Raw genomic sequence first — 19,913 nt, 5'->3', positions numbered from 1 at the left:
TCCGTCACATGTGCACGGCGGCCGGGGCGTCCGGGTCCACCGAGATCTTCCCGCGGCGGTAGAGCACGCCGGTGAGCACCAGGCCGACCACGAAGAACCCGGCCGACCACCAGTAGGCGGTGCTGTAGCTGTGCAGCTGCGCCTGGGCCAGCACGGTCGGGCTCGGCGTCTTGCCGACCAGGTAGCTGGTGGCGGCGCTGGAGGCGAGGGTGTTCAGCAGCGCGGTGCCGATGGAGCCGCCGATCTGCTGCATGGTGTTGACCGTCGCCGAGGCGACGCCGGCGTCCGCCGGGTCGATCCGGTCGGTGGCCAGGCTCATCGCCGGGGGCATCACCAGCCCCAGCCCCAGACCGGTGATCACCAGCGCCGGCAGCACCGTGGTGACGTAGCCGCTGTTCATGCCGAGGCCGGTGAGCAGCACCATGCCGGCCGCCGCCAGGCCCATGCCCAGCGGGACCACCGGCTTGGGGCCGATCCGCGGGATCAGCACGATGGTGGAGATCTGCGCGGTGACGATCAGCGCACCGATCATCGGCAGGAACGCCAGGCCGGTGCTGACCGGGGTGTAGTGCCGCGAGACCTGCAGGTAGTAGGTCAGGAACAGGAACACCCCGAACATGCCCGCGCCGGAGATGCCGACGGCCAGGAACGAGGCGCCGCGGTTGCGGTCGAACAGCACCCGCAGCGGCAGCAGCGGGTGCGAGGCACGCGTCTGCCACCAGCCGAAGGCGGCCACCAGCACGGCGCCGGCGACCAGGAAGCCCCAGGTCATCGGGGAGGACCAGTGGTGCGTCTCGGCGTTGGAGAAGCCGTAGACCAGGCCGAAGAGCCCGGCGGTGACCAGCAGCGTGCCGGGGATGTCCAGCTTGGGACGGTCGGCCGGGGCGCCGGGCTTGAGCAGGATCAGGCCGCCGATCAGGGCGATCACCGCGAAGACCAGGTTGACGTAGAGGGTCCAGCGCCAGCTGAGGTGCTCGGTGAGCAGCCCGCCGAGCAGCAGCCCCAGCCCGCCGCCGGCGCCGGCGATGGCGCCGTAGATGCCGAACGCCTTGGCGCGCTCCTTGGCGTCGGTGAAGGTGGTGTTGAGCAGGGAGAGGGCGGCGGGTGCCAGCAGGGCGCCGAACATGCCCTGCAGGGCCCGTCCGATGACCAGGACCTCGAAGTTGCCGGCCGCACCGGCCAGCGCCGAGGCCACGGCGAAGCCGACCACCCCGACCAGGAACACGGTCTTGCGGCCGATCAGGTCGGCCAGGCGTCCGCCGATCAGCAGCAGGCTGCCGAAGGCCAGCGAGTAGGCGGTGATGACCCACTGCCGGTCGCTGTCGTTGAAGCCGAGCGCGTGCTGGGCCGAAGGCAGCGCGATGTTCATCACGGTCGCGTCGAGCACGACCATCAGCTGGGCGAGGGCGATGACGGCCAGCACCCACCAGCGGTGCGTGGAGGCAGGCTTCACGCCGGACGGGGTGTCGGTGCGGGCGCCGACGGTGGTCTGGGTCATGGGTCTCTCTCCGAACGAAACGGTTTCGTACCCAATCACCCTAGAACGCGACCTATCGAAACTCAAGCGTTTCGATAGGTCGTGAGTGTGAGTCAGGCAACACCGAGCGCGGGCAGGACCACCGCGTCGACGTAACGGGCCAGGTAGTCCCGGTCGGCGAAGCGGCCCTCCAGGAACTTCCGGCCGATCACCGCGCCCAGCATCATGTGGGCGAAGAACTCCACGGCCGGGGTGTCCGCGGCGATCTCGCCGCGGTCCACCGCGCGCCGGACCATGGCCTCCAGCTTGGCCCGCTCCGGGTCGATCAACATCTCCTGCAGGGCGGCCGCCAGGTCCGGGTTGGTGCTCACGGCATGGCCGATGGCGCCCATGAACGCGGTGTCGTGCTCGGCCGCGTCGCCGACCTCGTCGGCCAGCCGGTGCAGGTCACCGCGCAGGCTGCCGGTGTCCACGTCGGAGGTCTTCACCGGCCGGTTGTGCCGCATCGCGGCGGCCACCAGCTCCGGCTTGCCCTGCCACTGCCGGTACAGGGTGGCCTTGCTGGACTTGCTGCGGGCCGCGACGGCGTCCATGGTCATGGCCTCGTACCCGACCTCGCGCACCAGCTCGATCACAGCCTGGTAGAGCTCGGCCTCCCGCTCACTGCTGAGCCGGGAACGGCGCACCGTCGCGGTCATCGCTTCCCCTGTCCCCTACAGCCCGACGGCCTTCATCAGCTGGCCGACCTCGGGGTTGGTCAGGCGGCGGAGCCACCCGGACTTCTGGTCGCCCAGCGCGATCGGGCCGAACTGCACCCGGACCAGCTTCTCGACCGGGTAGCCGACCTCGGCCAGCAGCCGGCGCACGATGTGCTTGCGGCCCTCGTGCAGGCTCACCTCGACCAGGTAGTTCTTGCCGACGTTCTGCACCACCTTGAAGCTGTCGGCCCGGGCCCAGCCGTCCTCCAGCTCGACGCCCTTGGCCAGCTGCTTGCCCAGGTCGCGCGGGATCGGGCCCTGGATCGCGGCCAGGTAGGTCTTGGTCACCCCGTACTTGGGGTGGGTCAGCCGGTGCGCCAGCTCGCCGTGGTTGGTGAGCAGGATGATGCCCTCGGTCTCGGTGTCCAGCCGGCCCACGTGGAACAGCCGGGTCTCCCGGTTGTTCACGTAGTCGCCCAGGCACTGGCGGCCGTCCGGGTCCTCCATGGTGGCCACCACGCCGGCCGGCTTGTTCAGCGCGAAGAACAGGTACGACTGGGTGGCGACGGTCAGCCCGTCCACCTTGATCTCGTCGTGCGCCGGGTCGACCCGCTTGCCCTGCTCGCGCACCCGCTCGCCGTTGACCTCGACGCGGCCCTGCTCGATCAGCTCCTCGCAGGCGCGACGGCTGCCCATGCCGGCCCGGGCCAGCACCTTCTGCAGCCGCTCGCCCTCGGGCTCGCCGTGCGTCTTCGGCAGCTTCACGGCCGGCTTGTCGTGCCGGGCCCGCACCGCGTCCTCGACCTTGGCCTGCAGCTCGCGCGAGCGCACCGGCTTGGCCGGACCGCGCTTGGCGCCGGCCCCGCCGCCCAGGCCGCCGGGGCGGATCTGGCCGACCGAGCGGCCCGCGCCGGGCGCCTTGGCGCCGTACTCGGGACGGTCGTAGGAGCGCTGCTCGGGACGCGGCGCCTCCTTCTCCCAACCGCTGCCGCTGCGGCGCTTGTTGTCATTGGTCGAGCCGCCGCGCTGCCCGCCGCGGCCGCCGCCGGCCCCGCGCGGAGCACCGCCCCCACTGCGGCCGCCACCGCCGCCGCTGCTGTTCCTACCGTTGTTGCCACTACCGCTACGCATCAAGAAGTCCGTTGTCGAATCCGTCGTCGGGGCCGCGTCCCAGGGCGGGTGTCACTGCCTGTCACCTGCTCGTGGCGACCGCCTCGGCGATCGCTGAGCCCTCCTGCGAGTCCGCTTCCACGTCGTCGGCCTCAGGCAGGAAGGGGGCCAGCTCCGGCAGCTCGTCAAGGCCGCGCAGCCCCATCCGTTCCAAAAATGTTTGCGTCGTCCGGTACAGGATGGCTCCTGTTTCCGGTTCGGACCCGGTCTCCTCGACCAGACCCCTCTGCACAAGGGTACGCATGACGCCGTCACAGTTCACACCACGGACGGCGGACACCCGCGATCTGGACACCGGCTGCCGGTACGCGATGACCGCCAGCGTCTCCAGCGCGGCCTGCGTCAACCGGGCGTGCTGGCCGTCCAGGACGAAGCGGTCCACCGCCGGGGAACAGGCCGCACGGCTGTAGTAGCGCCAGCCCCCGGCCACGAAGCGCAGCTCGAATCCGCGCCCCTGCTCGGTGTACTCGGCGGCCAGCTCGCGCAGCGCCCGCTCCACGGCCCGCCTGGGCCGCTCCAGCACCTCGGCCAGCTGGGCGGTGGTCGTCGGCTCGACGACCACCATCAGGATCGCCTCCAGCGCCGGCTTCAGCTCCATCGAGGCGACGGCGCTCGGCACGTCGAGCCCGGCCGGGCTCCCGGCCGTGAGCGGCCCCGGCTCGGGCAGCGGCAGCGGCTCGGGGTCCGGCAGCGGTGGATGCGGCGGCAGCGGCGGGACCGGCGGCGACGGCACCGGGTCCGGAATCGGGTCCGGACCCGGTGCCGGCTCCGGCGGGGGCTCCGGGACCGGCTTGGGGATCGGGTCGGGCTCCGGCGTCGGCTGCGGGAAGGGCTCGGGGACCGGCTGCGGGCGCGGCGCGGGCACCGGATCGGGCTGCACCGGGTCGGGTTCGACCCAGGTCCCCTCCTCGATCCAGGCGTTCTCCAGGTACTCCCCCGGCCGCGGCCGGCCGGGCATGCCCAGCCGCCGCCGTCCGCCGGCCTGGGTTCCGTCGTCGTTGCCGCTCATCGCTTGCCACCTTCCTCGGCCGTGGAGCCCTCGGTGTCGAACTCCTCGCTCACCTCGACCTCTGCCCCTTCCTCCCCGATCCACTGCACCAGCAGTTCCCCCAGCGCCTCCGGCTGGTCGAACAGCAGCACCCGCTCGCGGTAGAGCTCCAGCAGCGCCAGAAACCTGGCCACCACCGTCAGCACGTCCGGGGCGTCCTCGGTCAGGACGCGGAAGCTGGCCTGCCCGAGCTGCTGCAGCCGCTCCAGCAGCAGCGCGGCCTGCTCGCGCACGCTGACCTTGGGCGTGTGGATGTGGTCGACGTAGACCACCGGCTTGGGCTTGGGCTCCATCGCCTTGGCGGCCAGCCGGGCGAAGGCCTCGGGGGTGAGGCTGATGACCACCTCGGGCAGCAGCGCGGCATGGTGCGGCTCGAGACCGGCGGTCCGCGGGCGGCGCTTCTGCTCCTCGGCCCAGCGCTGCTCGAACAGCGCCGCGATCTGCTTGTAGGCCCGGTACTGGAGCAACCGCGCGAACAGCAGGTCACGGGCCTCCAGCAGGGCCAGGTCCTCCTCGTCCTCCAGCTCGGCGACCGGGAGCAGCCGGGCCGCCTTCAGGTCCAGCAGGGTCGCCGCGACCACCAGGAACTCGCTGGCCAGGTCCAGGTCCCAGTCCGGGCCCATGGCCCGGATGTGGGCGATGAACTCGTCGGTGACCCGCGACAGCGAGACCTCGGTGACGTCCATCTTGTGCTTGGCGATCAGGCTCAGCAGCAGGTCGAACGGCCCCTCGAAGTTGTCCAGGCGCACCAGGAACCCGCCCGACGGCGCCTCCTCCTCGGGAGGCGCGGCGGCAGGTACCGGGACGGGGGGTGCGCTCACGGGCTCAGCGTAGAGCCCCGGGCGGACAGTGGGTGATCACGACCCGGACCCGGCTGCGGCATGTGCGTGGTTTGTCGCGCAGTTCCCCGCGCCCCTACGGTGCTGCAACTGAATCGCAGTGGGGACGTTGCACCCCCCAGGGGCGCGGGGAACTGCGCGACAAACCCCGCACAGCCCGCACCCGAAAACGGCACTACCGCCCGCGCAGCCGCCGCACCAGGATGCTGGCCTCGCCCCGCTGCTCCAGATCGGCCAGCACCACCGCGACGGCCTCCCGCACTATCCGGCCGCGGTCCACCGCGAGCCCGTGCTCGCCGCGCAGCACCAGCCGGGCGTGCTCCAGATCGATCAGCTCCTCGGCGGAGACATAGACCGTGATCTTCTCCTCGTGCCGCTCCCGCCCGGTGGGGCGGGACCGCCCGCCCCCCCGCGGCTTGCGCCGGGCCGCGGCGTCCGCCGCCGGCGCGGGGGTGCCGTTGTGCTGCGGTGCGGGCTGTCCGCCCGGCACGCCGGAGGCCGCCCCGTTGGCCAGCGGCCGACGCTGCGGGGCCACCGGCGCCGACGCCGGCGCCGCGGCCTGGGCCGCCTTCTCGCCGGAGGCGTGCTCGCCCTCCGGCTCCGCGGCTGCCTCCGTCGACCGGCCTGCCGGTGCTTCGGAGGAGCGGGGCGCGGGCGTGAGCGACATCCCCCCGGTGGTCCGGAACAGTTCGTCCGCTCCCGGGAGGCTCACTCGACGGGGCACCGGGCGAGCACCTCCCTGGCGAGCTGGCGGTACGCGGCGGCGCCGACCGAGTTGGAGGCGTAGGTGGTGATCGGCTCGCCGGCCACCGTGGTCTCCGGGAAGCGCACCGTGCGGCCGATGACGGTGTGGAAGACGTGCTCGCCGAAGGCCTCGACGACCCGGGCCAGCACCTCGCGGCTGTGCACCGTGCGGGAGTCGTACATGGTCGCCAGGATGCCGTCCAGGCGCAGGTCGGGGTTGAGCCGCTCGCAGACCTTCTCGATGGTCTCGGTGAGCAGGGCGACCCCGCGCAGTGCGAAGAACTCGCACTCCAGCGGCACGATGACGCTGTGCGCCGCGGTCAGCGCGTTGACCGTGAGCAGGCCCAGCGAGGGCTGGCAGTCGATGATGACGTAGTCGTAGTCCGGCAGCAGCGGCTTCAGCGCCCGCGCCAGCGCGGACTCCCGGGCCACCTCGCTGACCAGCTGCACCTCGGCGGCCGACAGGTCGATGTTGGAGGGCAGCAGGTCCATGCCGGGGACGGCGGTCTTCAGCAGCACCTCGTCGGCCGTCAGGCCCCGCTCCATGAGCAGGTTGTAGACCGTCAGGTCCAGTTCCATCGGGTTGACGCCGAGGCCGACCGAGAGCGCGCCCTGCGGGTCGAAGTCGACCAGCAGCACCCGCCGGCCGTACTCGGCCAGCGCCGCACCCAGGTTGATGGTCGAGGTGGTCTTGCCGACCCCGCCCTTCTGGTTGCACATCGCCACGATCTTGGCCGGACCGTGCTCGGTGAGCGGCGAGGGGATCGGGAAGTACGGCAGCGGACGGCCGGTGGGGCCGACCCGCTCGCGGCGCTGCCGGGCCGCGTCGGGCGCCAGCGTGGCGGCGTACTCCGGGTCGGGCTCGTACTCGGCGTCGGGGTCGTAGAACTGACCATCCGGCAGCTCGGCGTAGACCAGGCCCGGTTCGACGGCGTCGTAGGCCGTCGCGTTGTAGACCGCCGGCTCGGGCACGTCGGAGTGGCGCGCGCCGGCCTGGTAGGGATCGGCCTGACCGGGGTAGTGGTGGGTGTCGTACTCGGGTGTCGCCTGGCGGGCGTCAAAAGTGCGCACGTCCATCGACTCCTCCCCGGAGGGACCGGCGACGTCCTGCACCAGTCCTGGCTGACCACCCCCGGGAGCAAATGTCGACTCATTCACAAGTCGTCTTACCTCCTTGGCGACCGCCGTTGACACCGGAATCGTTTGGTGGGGCTTTGGGGCTTGCCCCCTCCAATGGGCGGCATGTGCCGTGCCGCAGCCTAGCAACGACACAGTAGCGCCAACCACCACACCAGTGATGCACGAACCAACATGTCGATATGACTAGATCACTGCTCAGTGGCCGACGACAGCCCCGCACCCCGCCACGATGCCAGAGATCAGGCGGCAGTACAGCTCTTCGGGCCACCGTCATCACATCTGCACGGGAGTGAGATCCCGGTCAGAAAGTTGACGATCTGTCGACATTGAGACCATTCGCCCCGCTACGACGGGCCCCCGGGCACGCCGTAGGGCGGAGCACCGGGGTGCTCCGCCCTACGTTTTGGACTATGCCTCAGGCCAGTACGTCGGCCAGGTCGACCGAGCTGAGCCCGTGCGCCTCGGCCACCTCACGGTAGGTCAGCTGGCCCTCGTGCGCGTTGAGGCCCTTGGCCAGCGCCGCGTCACGGTTGCAGGCCTCCTTCCAGCCGCGGTTGGCCAGCTCGACGATGTACGGCATCGTCGCGTTGGTCAGCGCGTAGGTGGAGGTGTTGGGCACCGCGCCGGGCATGTTGGCGACGCAGTAGAAGACCGAGTTGTGGACCGTGAAGGTCGGGTCGGCGTGCGTGGTGGGCCGCGAGTCCTCGAAGCAGCCGCCCTGGTCGATGGCGATGTCGACCAGCACCGAGCCCGGCTTCATCCGCGAGACCAGCTCGTTGGTGACCAGCTTGGGGGCCTTGGCGCCGGGGATCAGCACCGCGCCGATGACCAGGTCGGCCTCCAGCACCGCCTTCTCCAGCTCGAAGGCGTTGGAGGAGATCGCCTTGATCCGGTTGCCGAAGATCTTGTCGGCCTCGCGGAGCTTGTTGATGTCGCGGTCCAGCAGGGTCACGTCGTAGCCCATGCCGATGGCGATGGTGGCCGCGTGCCAGCCGGAGACGCCGCCGCCGATGACCACGGCCTTGGCCGCGTGGGTGCCGGGCACGCCGCCCGGCAGGGTGCCGCGGCCGCCGGCCGGGCGCATCAGGTGGTACGAGCCGACCTGCGGGGCCAGCCGGCCCGCGACCTCGGACATCGGCGCGAGCAGCGGCAGGGCGCCGTTGGCCAGCTGCACGGTCTCGTAGGCGATGGCGGTGGTGCCGGAGGCGAGGAGCGCGTCGGTGCACTCCCGCGAGGCGGCCAGGTGAAGGTAGGTGAACAGGGTCTGGCCCTTGCGGAGGCGGTGGTACTCCTCGGCGATGGGCTCCTTGACCTTGAGCAGCAGGTCGGCGGCGGCCCAGACCTCGTCGGCGGTGGCGAGGATCTCGGCACCGGCGGAGACGTACTCCTCGTCGGTGATGGAGGAGCCGACTCCGGCGTTCTGCTCCACGACGACCTGGTGTCCGTTGCGGACCAGCTCGTGCACGCCGGCGGGCGTGATGGCCACGCGGTACTCGTGGTTCTTGACCTCGCGGGGGATGCCGACCTTCACGGCTAAACACGTCCCTTGCACATCGGGGGTCCGCCGGCGGATACGCCGACGGTGGCCGCGCACTGGTTGCGGCACTTCCGAGTGTAATGAAGCCCGGGGATTGCGGCAGCCTTCCAATCTGACCAAAAGAATACGATCGGTTGGCAGTTTCGTAGGCTTGCGCGGTGGCGGGCGTTAACAAGTGCTACCAAAAGCACCAAATCGCTCACACAACCGCAATCACTCCGTAACGACCGGGTGCGTCGCGGCCTCCCCGCTCCGCCGCCGCTGCGGCAGCCCCAGCGCCGCCGCCTGCTCGCGCCGGGCCCGGCCGCCCTCGGCGTCGCCGGCCCGCTCCAGCGCCTCGGCGGTCCGCAGCAGCACCTGGGTCTGCAGCCGGGCACCCGGCGGACCGGCCACCCCGCGCGCCTCCTCCAGCGCGTCCCGCAGCGTGCGCACCGCCTGGTCCGGGTTGCCAGCCAGCTCCTGCACCCGGGCCGCACCGAGGGTCGCCCCGACCGCCCCGGCCGGGTCGCCGAGCTTGCGGTGCAGCGCCGCGGCCGCCCGGTAGTCCTTCAGCGCGTCACCGGTCCGCCCCTGCGCGGTGTGCGCGGCGGCGAGCCGGCCCAGCAGCCGCACCTCGTCGGCCTGCTCGCCGCGCCTGCGCCGCAGCCCCAGCGCCCGGCCGTACCAGTCCGCGGCCCGGACCAGGTCGCCCGAGGCCCGGAACGCCCCGGCGACCGCCTCCAGGATCCGGCAGACCGCGACATGGTCGTCGGCGGCGCGGGCCGGGCCCAGCGCCGAGCGGTAGCGCTCCAGCGCGCGGCGGTGCTGGCCCGCCGTGGCGTGCAGGTCACCCAGATTGACCAGCGCGGCCGCCTGCTGCCGGTGCAGCCCGCCGCGCAGGGCCAGCTCCAGCACCGTGCCGTGCAGGGCGTAGAGGTCCGCGGCAACCGGCTCCGGGCCGCCGGCCCACAGCGGCAGCGCCCGGACCAGGGCGGTGGCCAGCCGCATCGCCAGGCCGTCCAGCGCGCCGTCGGCCACCGCGGTGTCCAGGGCCGCCCGCAGCACCGGCAGTTCGGTGTCCAGCCACTGCCAGGCCTCGGCCGACCCGGAGAAGCGCAGCGGCCCGGGCAGCGGGTCCGGGGCGGGCCCCCCGGCCGGGGCCAGCTGGTGGCAGCAGGCGGTGAGCAGCCGGGTGAGCCGCTCCAGCAGCCGGGCCCGGGCCAGCTCGGTCTCGGCCGGCCGGTCCTCCACGAGCAGCACGGCCAGCGGTTCGCGCAGGCAGCCCGGCAGCTCGTGGCGCCCGCGGGCGCCGACCGGACGCAGCAGCTGCTGCTCGGCCAGCGTCGCCAGGTGCACCTCCGCGGCGTCCACCGGGCAGCCCAGCAGCGCCGAGGCGGTGCGCGGATCGGCCACCCCGCCGGGGGCCAGTGTCAGCAGCCGCAGCAGCCGGGCGGCCTGGGCCGGCAGTCCGTCACGGACCAGGTCGAAGGCGCGCAGCAGCGGCTCGACACCGGGTTCGGCGGCCCCGGGCCGCTTGGCCAGCACCACCCGCAGCGGCTCGGGGGTGTCCCGCCCGCGAAGTCCGGCCGCCTCGGGTTCGGAGGTGTCCCTCCCGCCGGGCCCGGTCGCCTCGGGTTCGTGCGAGGGTACCCGGGGCCGCTCGGCGGGGTGGGCCGCCAGCAGCCGCAGTACGTCGGTGACCGAGGCCCTGGGCCTGGCCCTGAGCCAGCCGCCGACCAGGCAGAGCGCCATCGGGTGGCAGGCCAGCGTCTCGGCCAGGGTCCGCGCCGCCACCGGGTCGCAGACGATCCGGGTGTCCCCGGCGTGCGCCACCAGCACCGCGGTGGCCGCGGAGGCCCCCAGACCGCCGATCACCACCGGGCGGGCGTCGGCCAGACCGGTCAGCGGCCCGGAGGTCACCGCCACCACCAGGCAGCCGTCGGACGGCGGCAGCAGTGCCTCGACCTGCTCCACCTGCGTCACATCGTCCAGCACCAGCAGCACCTGACGCCCCGCCAGCGCCTCCCGCAGCGCGGCCGGGCCACTGGCCGCCCGCTGTTCGGCGTCCTGCTCCTCGGTGTCCGGATCCGGCAGCGGGGCCGGCGGCCGGGGCTCCCCCAGCGCCTCCAGCAGCACCTCGGCCGCCCGCTCGGCGGGGACGGGCCCGCCGCCTGGCCCGGTCATCCGGACGAAGAACTGGCCGTCCGGGTAGTCCGCCGCGACGGTGCGTGCGAAGCGGACCGCCAGCGCGGTGCGTCCGGAGCCGCGCCGCCCGGCGACGATCAGCACCCGGCAGCGCGGGGCCTCCCCGTCCGCGCCCAGGCCGGGCCGCCGCACCTCGTCCCGCAGTTGGGCCAGCTCCGCCTGGCGACCGGCGAAGACCGCCGGATCGTCGGGCAGCTCCGCGGGCGGCAGCGCGCCGCGCCGCTGGTTCCGACGTACCGTCCGCGCCTCTGCCGCCTCAGCTTCCGCCACTCGCGCAGCGTAGTTCACCGGCGGGGCGCAGCTCCGCAGCTGCGCCCCGCCGTCAACAAACCGACCCGCCGATCACTCGAACGGGCGCGCCGGCCAAGGGGCTTCGGCGGGTCGCAGGCCGTACCGGCCGGCCTCCCCGAACACATCGCTGTCCAGCGCGACCTTGGCCGCGAGCACCGAGGACACCAGCGCGCCGTTGTGCAGGTCGCCGGCGAGGACCAGCCGCACCAGCTCGTCCAGGTCGATCCGGTCGACCTGGAGGTCCAGCTCCTCGTGCTCGGCCTGGAAGCGCTCGCCGTCCGCCTCGGCCAGGTCCCGGGCCAGGAAGATCCGCAGGGCCTCCGAGGAGCCGCCGGGCGAGCTGTAGAAGTCGATCAGCGTCCGCCACTCGCCGGCCTTGGTGTGCGCCTCCTCGTACAGTTCCCGCTGGGCGGCGTGCAGCGGGTTCTCGCCCGGCACGTCCAGCAGGCCGGCCGGCAGCTCCCACAGCCGGTGCCGCACCGGGTGCCGGTACTGCCGCACCAGCAGGACCCGGCGCTCCTCGTCGATGGCCAGCACCCCCACTGCACCGGGGTGCTGCTGGTAGTCCCGTGCGGCGGTGGCGCCGTCGGGCATCACGACGTCGTCGGTCCTGATGTCCCAGACCTTCCCGTGGAACGACAGCCGCGAGGCCGTCACCGGCCACTCCTCCGGACTGTCCACAACCGGCTCCCGCCGCATAGCCACCCTCCACCGTTGCTTTTCGGACTTTCCTGAGCCATGCAACCAGAAAGGGGCGCGGGGCTCTGCTCGATGAAAAGCAGGCGCTGCCAACCATGCACCTCCGTAGAGGGCTGGTCGCGCAGTTCCCCGCGCCCCTGGTGGTGCTTACTCGCCGTCGTTGGCCTGACGCTTCACTGCTGCCGCGACCAGCCCCGCGAACAGCGGGTGCGGGCGCGTGGGGCGGGACTTGAGCTCAGGGTGGGCCTGGGTCGCGACCAGGTACGGGTGCACGTCGCGCGGGTACTCCACGTACTCCACCAGGTCGCCCTTGGGCGACAGCCCCGAGAAGACCAGCCCGGCCTTCTCCAGCTCGCCGCGGTACGAGTTGTTGACCTCGTAGCGGTGCCGGTGCCGCTCCTCGACGTACGGCTCGTCGCCGTACACCTCGCGGACGATGGACCCCTCGGCGAGCTTCGCCGGGTACAGCCCCAGCCGCATCGTGCCGCCCAGGTCGCCCTTGCCGTCGACGATCTCCAGCTGCTCGGCCATGGTCGAGATCACCGGGTTCTGCGCCGCCGGGTCGAACTCGGTGGAGTTGGCGTCGGCCAGCCCGGCCAGGTTGCGCGCGGCCTCGATGACCACGCACTGCAGGCCCAGGCACAGGCCAAGCAGCGGGATCCGGTTCTCCCGGCCGTAGGTGATCGCGGCGACCTTGCCGTCCACCCCGCGGTCCCCGAAGCCACCCGGGATGCAGATCGCGTCCACGTCGCCGAGCTGCTCCTCGGCGCCCTCCGGGGTCCGGCAGTCGTCGGAGGTGACCCACTTGATCTCGACCTTGGCCTTGTTGGCGAATCCGCCGGCCCGCAGCGCCTCGGTCACCGACAGGTAGGCGTCCGGCAGGTCGATGTACTTGCCCACCAGCGCGACCTTCACCACGTGCTCGGGCTCGTGCACCCGGCGCAGCAGGTCGTCCCAGACGGTCCAGTCGACATCGCGGAAGGCCAGGTCGAGCCGGCGCACCACGTAGGCGTCCAGCCCCTCGCTGTGCAGCACCTTGGGGATGTCGTAGATCGACTTGGCGTCGATCGCCGCGACCACGGCCTCCTCGTCGACGTCGCACATCAGCGAGATCTTGCGCTTGATGGCCTGCGGCACCTCGCGGTCGGCGCGCAGCACGATCGCGTCGGGCTGGATGCCGATGTTGCGCAGCGCGGCGACCGAGTGCTGGGTCGGCTTGGTCTTGAGCTCGCCGGAGGGGCCGATGTAGGGCAGCAGCGAGACGTGCACGAAGAAGACGTTGTCCCGGCCGACCTCGTGCCGGACCTGGCGGACGGCCTCCAGGAAGGGCAGCGACTCGATGTCGCCGACGGTGCCGCCGACCTCGGTGATCACCACGTCGACGTCCTCGGTCGCCATCCGGCGGATCCGGGACTTGATCTCGTTGGTGATGTGCGGGATGACCTGCACGGTGTCGCCCAGGTACTCGCCGCGGCGCTCCTTGGCGATGACGGTGGAGTACACCTGCCCGGTGGTGACGTTGGCCGAGCCGTGCAGGTTGGTGTCCAGGAACCGCTCGTAGTGGCCGATGTCCAGGTCCGTCTCGGCGCCGTCGTCGGTGACGAAGACCTCGCCGTGCTGGAACGGGTTCATGGTGCCGGGGTCGACGTTGAGGTACGGGTCCAGCTTCTGCATGGTGACCCGCAGTCCGCGGGCCTTCAGCAGAGCCCCGAGGCTGGAGGCGGTGAGCCCCTTGCCGAGCGAGGAGGCGACGCCCCCGGTGACGAAGAGGTGCTTGGTCGTCGAGTTGTTCCGACCGGAACTGGCCGAATGGGGCTGTGCCAAGAGGGGGCTCCCGTGGTTGCGTCTTCGCAGGTGTCGACCGGACCCTGCGTACCGCCCCCGGGGACACTGGGAAACCAGGGTCGCTGAGGGGCGGGTTGGCGGCGGTGCTTAGCACCAGTCCACGGAGTACCAGCCTATCAGCGCCGTGGCTTGATCGCGTTCCTCGGCCTCTCCGGCGGCGCGCCGTGATCACGGTGTTCACACCCACCCCGGTCGGCGTCGTATCCTGCACGGACGCGTTCCTGCAGCAGGAACCCCACAGATCCCAGGAGCACCACAGCACCTGACGGATCGACGGCAGATCCGGGCGCTTCCACCCCTTGAGCCTCCCTTTCCCCCGCATCAGCGCTGCCGAGTTCATCTCGCGAACTGGAGATCCACGTGGCCGCTCGTATCGAGGACTACGCCCTCATCGGCGACATGCAGACCGCCGCCCTCATCAGCCGGGACGGTTCGGTCGACTGGCTGTGCCTGCCCCGCTTCGACTCCCCCGCCGCCTTCGCCGGCCTGCTCGGCACCGACGAGCACGGCTTCTGGCGGATCGGCCCGGCCGACCCGATCGGGCAGCCGCAGACGGCCGCACCCAAGGGCATCCCCGACTTCACCGAGAGCGGCGAGTTCCGGGTGCTGCCGCCGACCGCGGCCGCCCCCGCCGCGCCGGCCACCCGGCGCCGCTACCGCGGCGACTCGCTGGTCCTGGAGCAGGAGTGGGACACCCCGCGCGGCACCGTCCGGGTGATCGACTTCATGCCGCCGCGCGGGCTCCCCGAACGCGGCGCGGTCCCGCAGATGATCCGCATCGTCGAGGGGGTCAGCGGCCGGGTGCGGATGCGCTCGGCGCTGCGGATGCGCTTCTCCTACGGCCGGGTGGTCCCCTGGGTGCACAAGGTGGAGGACGGCGACACCGTCCGCACCGTGGCCGTCGCCGGACCCGACTCGGTGTGGCTGGACGGCGAGGCCGAGACCTACGGCCGCAACCTGACCACCTACGCCGACTTCACCGTCGCGGCGGGCCAGCGCATCGCCTTCGCGCTCACCTGGCAGCCCTCGCACCTGGGCGCCCCGGACCAGCCGGACGCCGAGGAGGCACTGGCCACCACCGAGGAGTTCTGGCAGGACTGGGTCTCCCACTGCACCTACCAGGGCCCCTACCGGGAGGCCGTGGTCCGCTCGCTGATCACCCTCAAGGCCCTCACCTACGCCCCCACCGGCGGCATCGTGGCCGCCCCCACCACCTCGCTGCCGGAGGACATCGGCGGCGTCCGCAACTGGGACTACCGCTACACCTGGCTGCGCGACGCCACCATCACGCTGTCCTCGCTGCTGCGCACCGGCTACCGCGACGAGGCCCGCGCCTGGCGCGAGTGGCTGCTCAGGGCGGTCGCCGGCGACCCGGAGAACCTGCAGATCATGTACGGGATCGCGGGCGAGCGGGAGCTCACCGAGGCCTCGCTGGACTGGCTGCCCGGCTACGAGGGCTCCACCCCGGTCCGGATCGGCAACACCGCCGCCGAACAGCTCCAGCTGGACGTCTACGGCGAGGTGGTCGAGGCGCTGCACCTGGCCCACATGACCGGCCTGGTCCGCAACGACCACGCCCACCTGCTGCAGCTGCGCCTGATCAGCTACCTGGAGCAGCACTGGAGCGAACCGGACGAGGGCATCTGGGAGGTGCGCGGCCCGCGCCGGCACTTCGTCCACTCCAAGGTGATGGCCTGGGTCGCGGTGGACCGCACCATCCGGATGCTCGAGGAGACCCCGCACGAGGGCCCGCTGGAGCGCTGGCGCCAGCTGCGCGACGACATCCACTACGACGTCTGCGAGAACGGCTTCGACCGGGAGCGCAACACCTTCACCCAGTCCTACGGCTCCAAGGAGCTGGACGCCTCACTGCTGCTGATCCCGCAGGTCGGCTTCCTGCCGCCGGACGACAAGCGGGTCATCGGCACCATCGAGGCGATCCAGCGCGAGCTGCTCACCCCCGACGGCTTCGTGCTGCGCTACCCCACCAGCGGCGGCCTCGAGGGCCTGGACGGCCTGCCCGGCGACGAGGGCGCGTTCCTGGCCTGCTCGTTCTGGCTGGCCGACGACCTGGCGATGATCGGCAGGGTCGGCGAGGCCCGCGACCTGTTCGAGCGGCTGCTGGCGATCCGCAACGACGTGGGGCTGCTCGCCGAGGAGTGGGACCCGCGGCTGCAGCGGCAGGTCGGCAACTTCCCGCAGGCCTTCAGCCACGTCCCGCTGATCGACACCGCACTGCGGCTGAACGCAGTCGGCGGACTGCCCGCGAGGTAGCCCTCCTCCTTTGTATACTCGTGGAACAAAGTCGTTTCCGCAAAGGAGTGCCATGCCTGCCACCACCGCCGCGACTGTGGTCCTGACCGCCCGTGCCCTGCTGCTCGACATGGACGGGACCCTGGTCGACTCCGGTCCGGCGGTGGAGCGGGTGTGGCGGGCCTGGGCCGCCAAGCAGGGCCTGGACGGCGACCGGGTGCTGGAGGTGGTCCACGGGCGCCAGGGCTTCGCCAGCATGGCGATCCTGCTGCCGGACCGGCCGATGGAGGTCAACCACGCCGAGAACGCCGAGATGCTGGCCCGGGAGACCGCCGACACCGAGGGCGTGGTCCCGATCGGCGGCGCCCCGGCCCTGCTCGCCTCGCTGACCGGCCTCCCGCACGCACTGGTCACCTCGGCCGACGACGCCCTGGCCCGGGCCCGGATGGGCGCCGCAGGACTGCCCGTCCCGGCCGTGGCCGTCACCGCCGAGCACGTCACCCGCAGCAAGCCGGACCCCGAGGGCTTCCTGCTCGGCGCCGAACTGCTCGGCATCGACCCGCGCGAGTGCATCGTCTTCGAGGACTCCGAGGCCGGCACCCGCGCCGGCCTCGCCGCCGGCATGCGCGTCATCGGCGTCGGCCCCGCCACCACCGCCTACGGCGCGACCGTCACCGTCACCGACCTCACCCAGATCCAGGTCAGCACCAACGACTCCGGCACCCTCACCGTGACGATCACCCCCTGAGACAAAAGGGGCGCGGGGAACTGCGCTGCCAACCACCCACCAACGCAGACCGAACCGCCTACCGCTCCCCCGTCAGCTCGTCGTACACGCTCAACACCTGAGCCACCGTAGCCGCCTCATCCGGCCACGTCTCCGCCTGCACCGGCCCCGCGGCCGCCAGCTCAGCCCGCCGTCCCTCGTCCGCCAGCACCGCCGACACGGCCGCCGCCAGAGCCGTTGGATCCCCCGGAGGGACCAGCACCGCCGCGTCCCCCACCAGCTCGGGAAGTCCCCCCACCGCCGTCGCGACGAGAGGCACCCCCGCCCGCAACGCCTCCTGGGCCACCAGCGACCGGGCCTCCCAGCGCGAGGAGATCACCACCAGGTCCGCCGCCAGCAGCAGCTCCCGCACGTCCGAGCGCCGGCCCAGCAGCCTGGCCCGCAGCTTCTCGGACTTGATCCGCGCCCGCAGCGCCCCCTGCTCGGGCCCGTCCCCGGCGATCAGCAGCAGCGGCTCCTCGCCGCCGCGCCACCCCGAGGCGGCGTCCAGCAGCAGGTGGAAGTTCTTCTGCGGGACCAGCCGTCCCACCGCCAGGACCACTGGACGGTCGACCCGGTCCTTGCTGCCCAGCAGTTCCTTGCGGACCGCCTCCCGCCCGCGCTCCGCGGCCGCCACCGGAAGCGGCGGCGCGGCCACCGGGCCGAGCCTGGCGTCGGCCGCGCCCAGACTCCGGGCCCGGGCCACCAGATCGGAGGAGGCGCCGAGGATCAGGTCCGCGTTCTTGGCGACCCGACGCTCCATCAGCCGCAGCAGCCTGCGCTCCACCCCGGTGGCGAGGTTGGCGTGGTGCGAGGTGACCACCAGCGGGGTCCCGGCCCGCGCCGTCCGCAGCGCCAGGTCCGACAGCAGCGCGGCCCGCAGCCCGTGCGCGTGCACCAGCGAGGCCCGGGCGAAGGCCCGCCGCAGCTCGCCCACCGCGGCGGCGTCGGTACGGGGCCCCGGGGTGGGCGTGATCTCGACCGGCTGGAAACGCGCCCCCGAGCCGGAGAAGCCGTAGAGCTCGTCGGTCTCGGCCGGCCCGCACACGGTGACCTCCAGGCCGTGCGCGCTGAGCCCCTGGGCCAGGGAGCGCACATGCGCGCCGATGCCGCCTGAACTGCCCGCCAGTACCAGGACGGCGTGCAGTTGGCCGGTGTGGGCTGCAGAGGTGTGCTCCACGGTCAGCGTCGTCTCCTGCTCGGTCGGATGGGTCGGCGGTGGGACAGAGGTCGGCGGGCGGGCTGTCGCGGCACCACGATGCCAGCTCGGAAGGGGTCTTGGACAGTCGGCAGCGGCGCTGCAGCCGTGGTCACGCCCCGTTGCTCACCCGTTCGGCGGCGTGTCGCCGAACGGCCTCCGGCTAGTCGGCGGCCGCGGTGCGGGCGGCCGCCAGCAGTTCCTCCGCATGTGCCCGGCCGAGCTCGGAGTCCTCGAGACCGGCCAGCATCCGGGACAGCTCCCGGACCCGTTCCACATCGCTGAGGGTGGTGACGCCGCTGCGGGTGACCGTGCCGTCGACGGTCTTCTCCACCACCAGGTGCCGGTCCGCGAAGGCCGCCACCTGCGGCAGATGGGTGACCACGATGACCTGCGAGGTCCGTGCCAGCCTGGCCAGCCGCCGGCCCACCTCGACCGCGGCCTTGCCGCCGACGCCGGCGTCGACCTCGTCGAACAGGTAGGTCGGCACCGGGTCCGCCCCGGCGAACACCACCTCGACCGCCAGCATCACCCGGGACAGCTCACCGCCGGACGCGCCCTTGGCGATGGGACGCGGCGGGGCACCGGGGTGCGGCGCCAGCAGCACCTCCACCTCGTCCACACCGTAGGGGCCGAAGTCGGCGGCGGGGGTGATCCCGAAACTGACCCGGGCGTGCGGCATGGCGAGCTCGGTCAGCTCGGCGGTTACGGCCTTGGCGAAGTCCTCCGCCGCGGCCCTGCGGGCGGCGGTGAGCTGCCCGGCGAGCTCGGAGACGGTGCCCCGGAGCTGCTCCTGCTCCTCCTCCAGGGCGCCGATGGTGTCGTCGTCGCCGTCCAGCTCGGTGAGCCGCTCGGCGGCCGTCTCGGCCCACTCCAGCACCTCGGCGAGACCGCCCTCGGCGCCGCCCGCGGCTCCGGCGTACTTGCGCACCAGGTGCGCCAGCACCGCGCGGCGCTCCTCCACCGCGGCCAGCCGGGCCGGGTCCGCGTCCAGGTCGTCCGCGTAGCCGGCCAGGTCGCCGGCGATGTCGCCGAGCAGGTAGCCGACCTCGCCCAGCCGGTCGGCCAGCGCCGCCAGCCTGGGGTCGTGGTGGCGCACCGACTCCATCGCCCGCCGGGCCTGCGCCAGCAGGGTCCCGGCGTCCACCGCGTCCGGGTCGGAGGGCTCGCCGGCCAGCGCCGCGTGCGCCTGGTTGGCCGCGGAGGACAGCGCGTCGGCGTGACCGAGCCGCTCGGACTCCGCCGCCAGCTCCAGGTCCTCGCCGGCCAGCGGCTCCGCCGCGGCGACCTCGTCCAGGCCGAAGCGCAGCAGGTCGGCCTCCTGGGCCCGCTCCCTGACCCGGGTGGTCAGCTCCTCCAGCCGCGCGGTCACCTCGCGCAGCCTGCGGAAGGCGGTCTGGTACTCCACCAGCGGCAGCGCCACCGGGTCGCCGGCGTAGCGGTCCAGCGCGCCGCGCTGCCGGGCCGGCTGCAGCAGCCGCTGCTGGTCGGTCTGGCCGTGCACCGCGATCAGGTCCTCGCCCAGCGAGGCCAGCAGGCTCATCGGCACCGAACGCCCGCCGACGTGCGCCCGCGAACGCCCCTCCGCGGAGACGGTACGGCTGATCAGCAGCGCGCCGTCGTCGAGCTCGGCGCCCGCCTCGGCAGCGCGCTGCGCGGCCGGGGAGCCGACCGCGTCGGCGACCCGCCCCTCCACCACGGCCCGCTCGGCGCCGTTGCGCACCAGGGCCGGGTCGGCCTTGCCGCCGAGCAGCAGCCCCAGGCTGGTGACCACCATGGTCTTGCCCGCCCCGGTCTCACCGGTCACCACGGTGAATCCGGGCGACAGCTCGACCACAGCGTCCTCGATCACGCCCAGCGCCCGTATCCGCATCTCCTCCAGACGGGGGCGCTCTACGCCGTTGACCTGCACCTTGTCCTCTCGGTGAGCGCTCACTGGCCCCTCTGGGGGAAATCCTGGGGAGCCCGCGCTCCCGTCCACGTCCGTATCACGACCCCATGACGGGTTGCCCTGAGCCTAGTGG

15 protein-coding genes are annotated in these 19,913 nt (G+C 72.7%); 2 read left to right on the top strand and 13 right to left on the bottom strand.

The features are described 5' to 3' along the window. Nucleotides 1-4 precede the first annotated feature (4 nt). The 11 genes from ABUW04_RS32730 to ABUW04_RS32680 form a co-directional block, all read right to left on the bottom strand. Entirely contained in the window at nt 5-1,498 is a 1,494-nt protein-coding gene (locus tag ABUW04_RS32730) for an MFS transporter (RefSeq protein ID WP_380568087.1), read from the bottom strand. 92 nt (nt 1,499-1,590) lie between these two features. Next, nucleotides 1,591-2,175: a TetR/AcrR family transcriptional regulator gene (locus ABUW04_RS32725; RefSeq protein WP_030265094.1), complete on the bottom strand. Its 585-nt coding sequence runs from the start codon at nt 2,173-2,175 to the stop codon at nt 1,591-1,593. A gap of 15 nt (nt 2,176-2,190) precedes the next feature. Further along, nucleotides 2,191-3,306, bottom strand: coding sequence for a pseudouridine synthase (locus ABUW04_RS32720; RefSeq protein ID WP_030265091.1), 1,116 nt, complete (start codon nt 3,304-3,306; stop codon nt 2,191-2,193). A gap of 61 nt (nt 3,307-3,367) precedes the next feature. Continuing rightward, nucleotides 3,368-3,943 carry an SMC-Scp complex subunit ScpB gene (scpB, locus tag ABUW04_RS32715; protein WP_380568238.1) on the bottom strand — a complete coding sequence of 192 codons (576 nt, stop codon included), beginning with the start codon at nt 3,941-3,943 and terminating at the stop codon, nt 3,368-3,370. A 407-nt stretch (nt 3,944-4,350) separates the two neighbouring features. Next, entirely contained in the window at nt 4,351-5,214 is an 864-nt protein-coding gene (locus tag ABUW04_RS32710) for a segregation and condensation protein A (RefSeq protein WP_380568086.1), read from the bottom strand. A 193-nt stretch (nt 5,215-5,407) separates the two neighbouring features. Beyond that, nucleotides 5,408-5,956, bottom strand: coding sequence for a hypothetical protein (locus ABUW04_RS32705; protein ID WP_198037658.1), 549 nt, complete (start codon nt 5,954-5,956; stop codon nt 5,408-5,410). After that, nucleotides 5,941-7,047 carry a ParA family protein gene (locus ABUW04_RS32700; protein WP_380521733.1) on the bottom strand — a complete coding sequence of 369 codons (1,107 nt, stop codon included), beginning with the start codon at nt 7,045-7,047 and terminating at the stop codon, nt 5,941-5,943. The genes ABUW04_RS32705 and ABUW04_RS32700 overlap by 16 nt, the downstream gene beginning before the upstream one ends. Before the next feature lie 484 nt (nt 7,048-7,531). Then, a complete protein-coding gene (gene ald / locus ABUW04_RS32695) occupies nt 7,532-8,647 on the bottom strand; it encodes an alanine dehydrogenase (RefSeq protein WP_030265076.1) in 1,116 nt (371 codons plus the stop codon). A gap of 219 nt (nt 8,648-8,866) precedes the next feature. Beyond that, nucleotides 8,867-11,107: a tetratricopeptide repeat protein gene (locus tag ABUW04_RS32690; protein WP_380568085.1), complete on the bottom strand. Its 2,241-nt coding sequence runs from the start codon at nt 11,105-11,107 to the stop codon at nt 8,867-8,869. A 72-nt stretch (nt 11,108-11,179) separates the two neighbouring features. After that, nucleotides 11,180-11,827 (bottom strand): NUDIX domain-containing protein, encoded by a 648-nt coding sequence (locus ABUW04_RS32685; RefSeq protein ID WP_030265069.1) that lies wholly within the window; start codon nt 11,825-11,827, stop codon nt 11,180-11,182. A 147-nt stretch (nt 11,828-11,974) separates the two neighbouring features. Beyond that, a complete protein-coding gene (locus ABUW04_RS32680) occupies nt 11,975-13,651 on the bottom strand; it encodes a CTP synthase (RefSeq protein WP_380568083.1) in 1,677 nt (558 codons plus the stop codon). A gap of 381 nt (nt 13,652-14,032) precedes the next feature. On the opposite strand from ABUW04_RS32680, the gene ABUW04_RS32675 reads away from it, so the two are divergent. Then, on the top strand, nt 14,033-15,946 hold the full coding sequence (locus ABUW04_RS32675; RefSeq protein WP_380568082.1) for a glycoside hydrolase family 15 protein: 1,914 nt from the start codon (nt 14,033-14,035) through the stop codon (nt 15,944-15,946). A gap of 52 nt (nt 15,947-15,998) precedes the next feature. Continuing rightward, entirely contained in the window at nt 15,999-16,673 is a 675-nt protein-coding gene (locus ABUW04_RS32670; RefSeq protein WP_030265063.1) for an HAD-IA family hydrolase, read from the top strand. Nucleotides 16,674-16,731: 58 nt separating this feature from the next. Here the strand turns inward: ABUW04_RS32670 and ABUW04_RS32665 are convergent, their stop codons facing one another. Next, a complete protein-coding gene (locus tag ABUW04_RS32665; RefSeq protein WP_380568081.1) occupies nt 16,732-17,871 on the bottom strand; it encodes a glycosyltransferase family 4 protein in 1,140 nt (379 codons plus the stop codon). 181 nt (nt 17,872-18,052) lie between these two features. Then, nucleotides 18,053-19,762, bottom strand: a complete 1,710-nt coding sequence (recN, locus tag ABUW04_RS32660) for a DNA repair protein RecN (RefSeq protein WP_380568237.1) — start codon at nt 19,760-19,762, stop codon at nt 18,053-18,055. Nucleotides 19,763-19,913: the final 151 nt, after the last annotated feature.

The organism is Streptacidiphilus jeojiensis (assembly GCF_042510965.1).
In the GTDB taxonomy this organism is placed as follows: Bacteria; Actinomycetota; Actinomycetes; order Streptomycetales; family Streptomycetaceae; genus Streptacidiphilus; species Streptacidiphilus jeojiensis.
Note: the sequence above shows the minus strand (reverse complement) of the source record. Positions and strands in the feature narration are given on the sequence as shown.

What these genes read in the sequence shown, in the direction of transcription:
- ABUW04_RS32730 (WP_380568087.1), bottom strand. Translation starts at nt 1,498, where the DNA reads ATGACCCAGACCACCGTCGGCGCCCGCACCGACACCCCGTCCGGCGTG.
- ABUW04_RS32720 (WP_030265091.1), bottom strand. Translation starts at nt 3,306, where the DNA reads ATGCGTAGCGGTAGTGGCAACAACGGTAGGAACAGCAGCGGCGGCGGT.
- ABUW04_RS32685 (WP_030265069.1), bottom strand. Translation starts at nt 11,827, where the DNA reads ATGCGGCGGGAGCCGGTTGTGGACAGTCCGGAGGAGTGGCCGGTGACG.
- ABUW04_RS32725 (WP_030265094.1), bottom strand. Translation starts at nt 2,175, where the DNA reads ATGACCGCGACGGTGCGCCGTTCCCGGCTCAGCAGTGAGCGGGAGGCC.
- scpB (WP_380568238.1), bottom strand. Translation starts at nt 3,943, where the DNA reads ATGGAGCTGAAGCCGGCGCTGGAGGCGATCCTGATGGTGGTCGTCGAG.
- ABUW04_RS32670 (WP_030265063.1), top strand. Translation starts at nt 15,999, where the DNA reads ATGCCTGCCACCACCGCCGCGACTGTGGTCCTGACCGCCCGTGCCCTG.
- recN (WP_380568237.1), bottom strand. Translation starts at nt 19,762, where the DNA reads ATGCGGATACGGGCGCTGGGCGTGATCGAGGACGCTGTGGTCGAGCTG.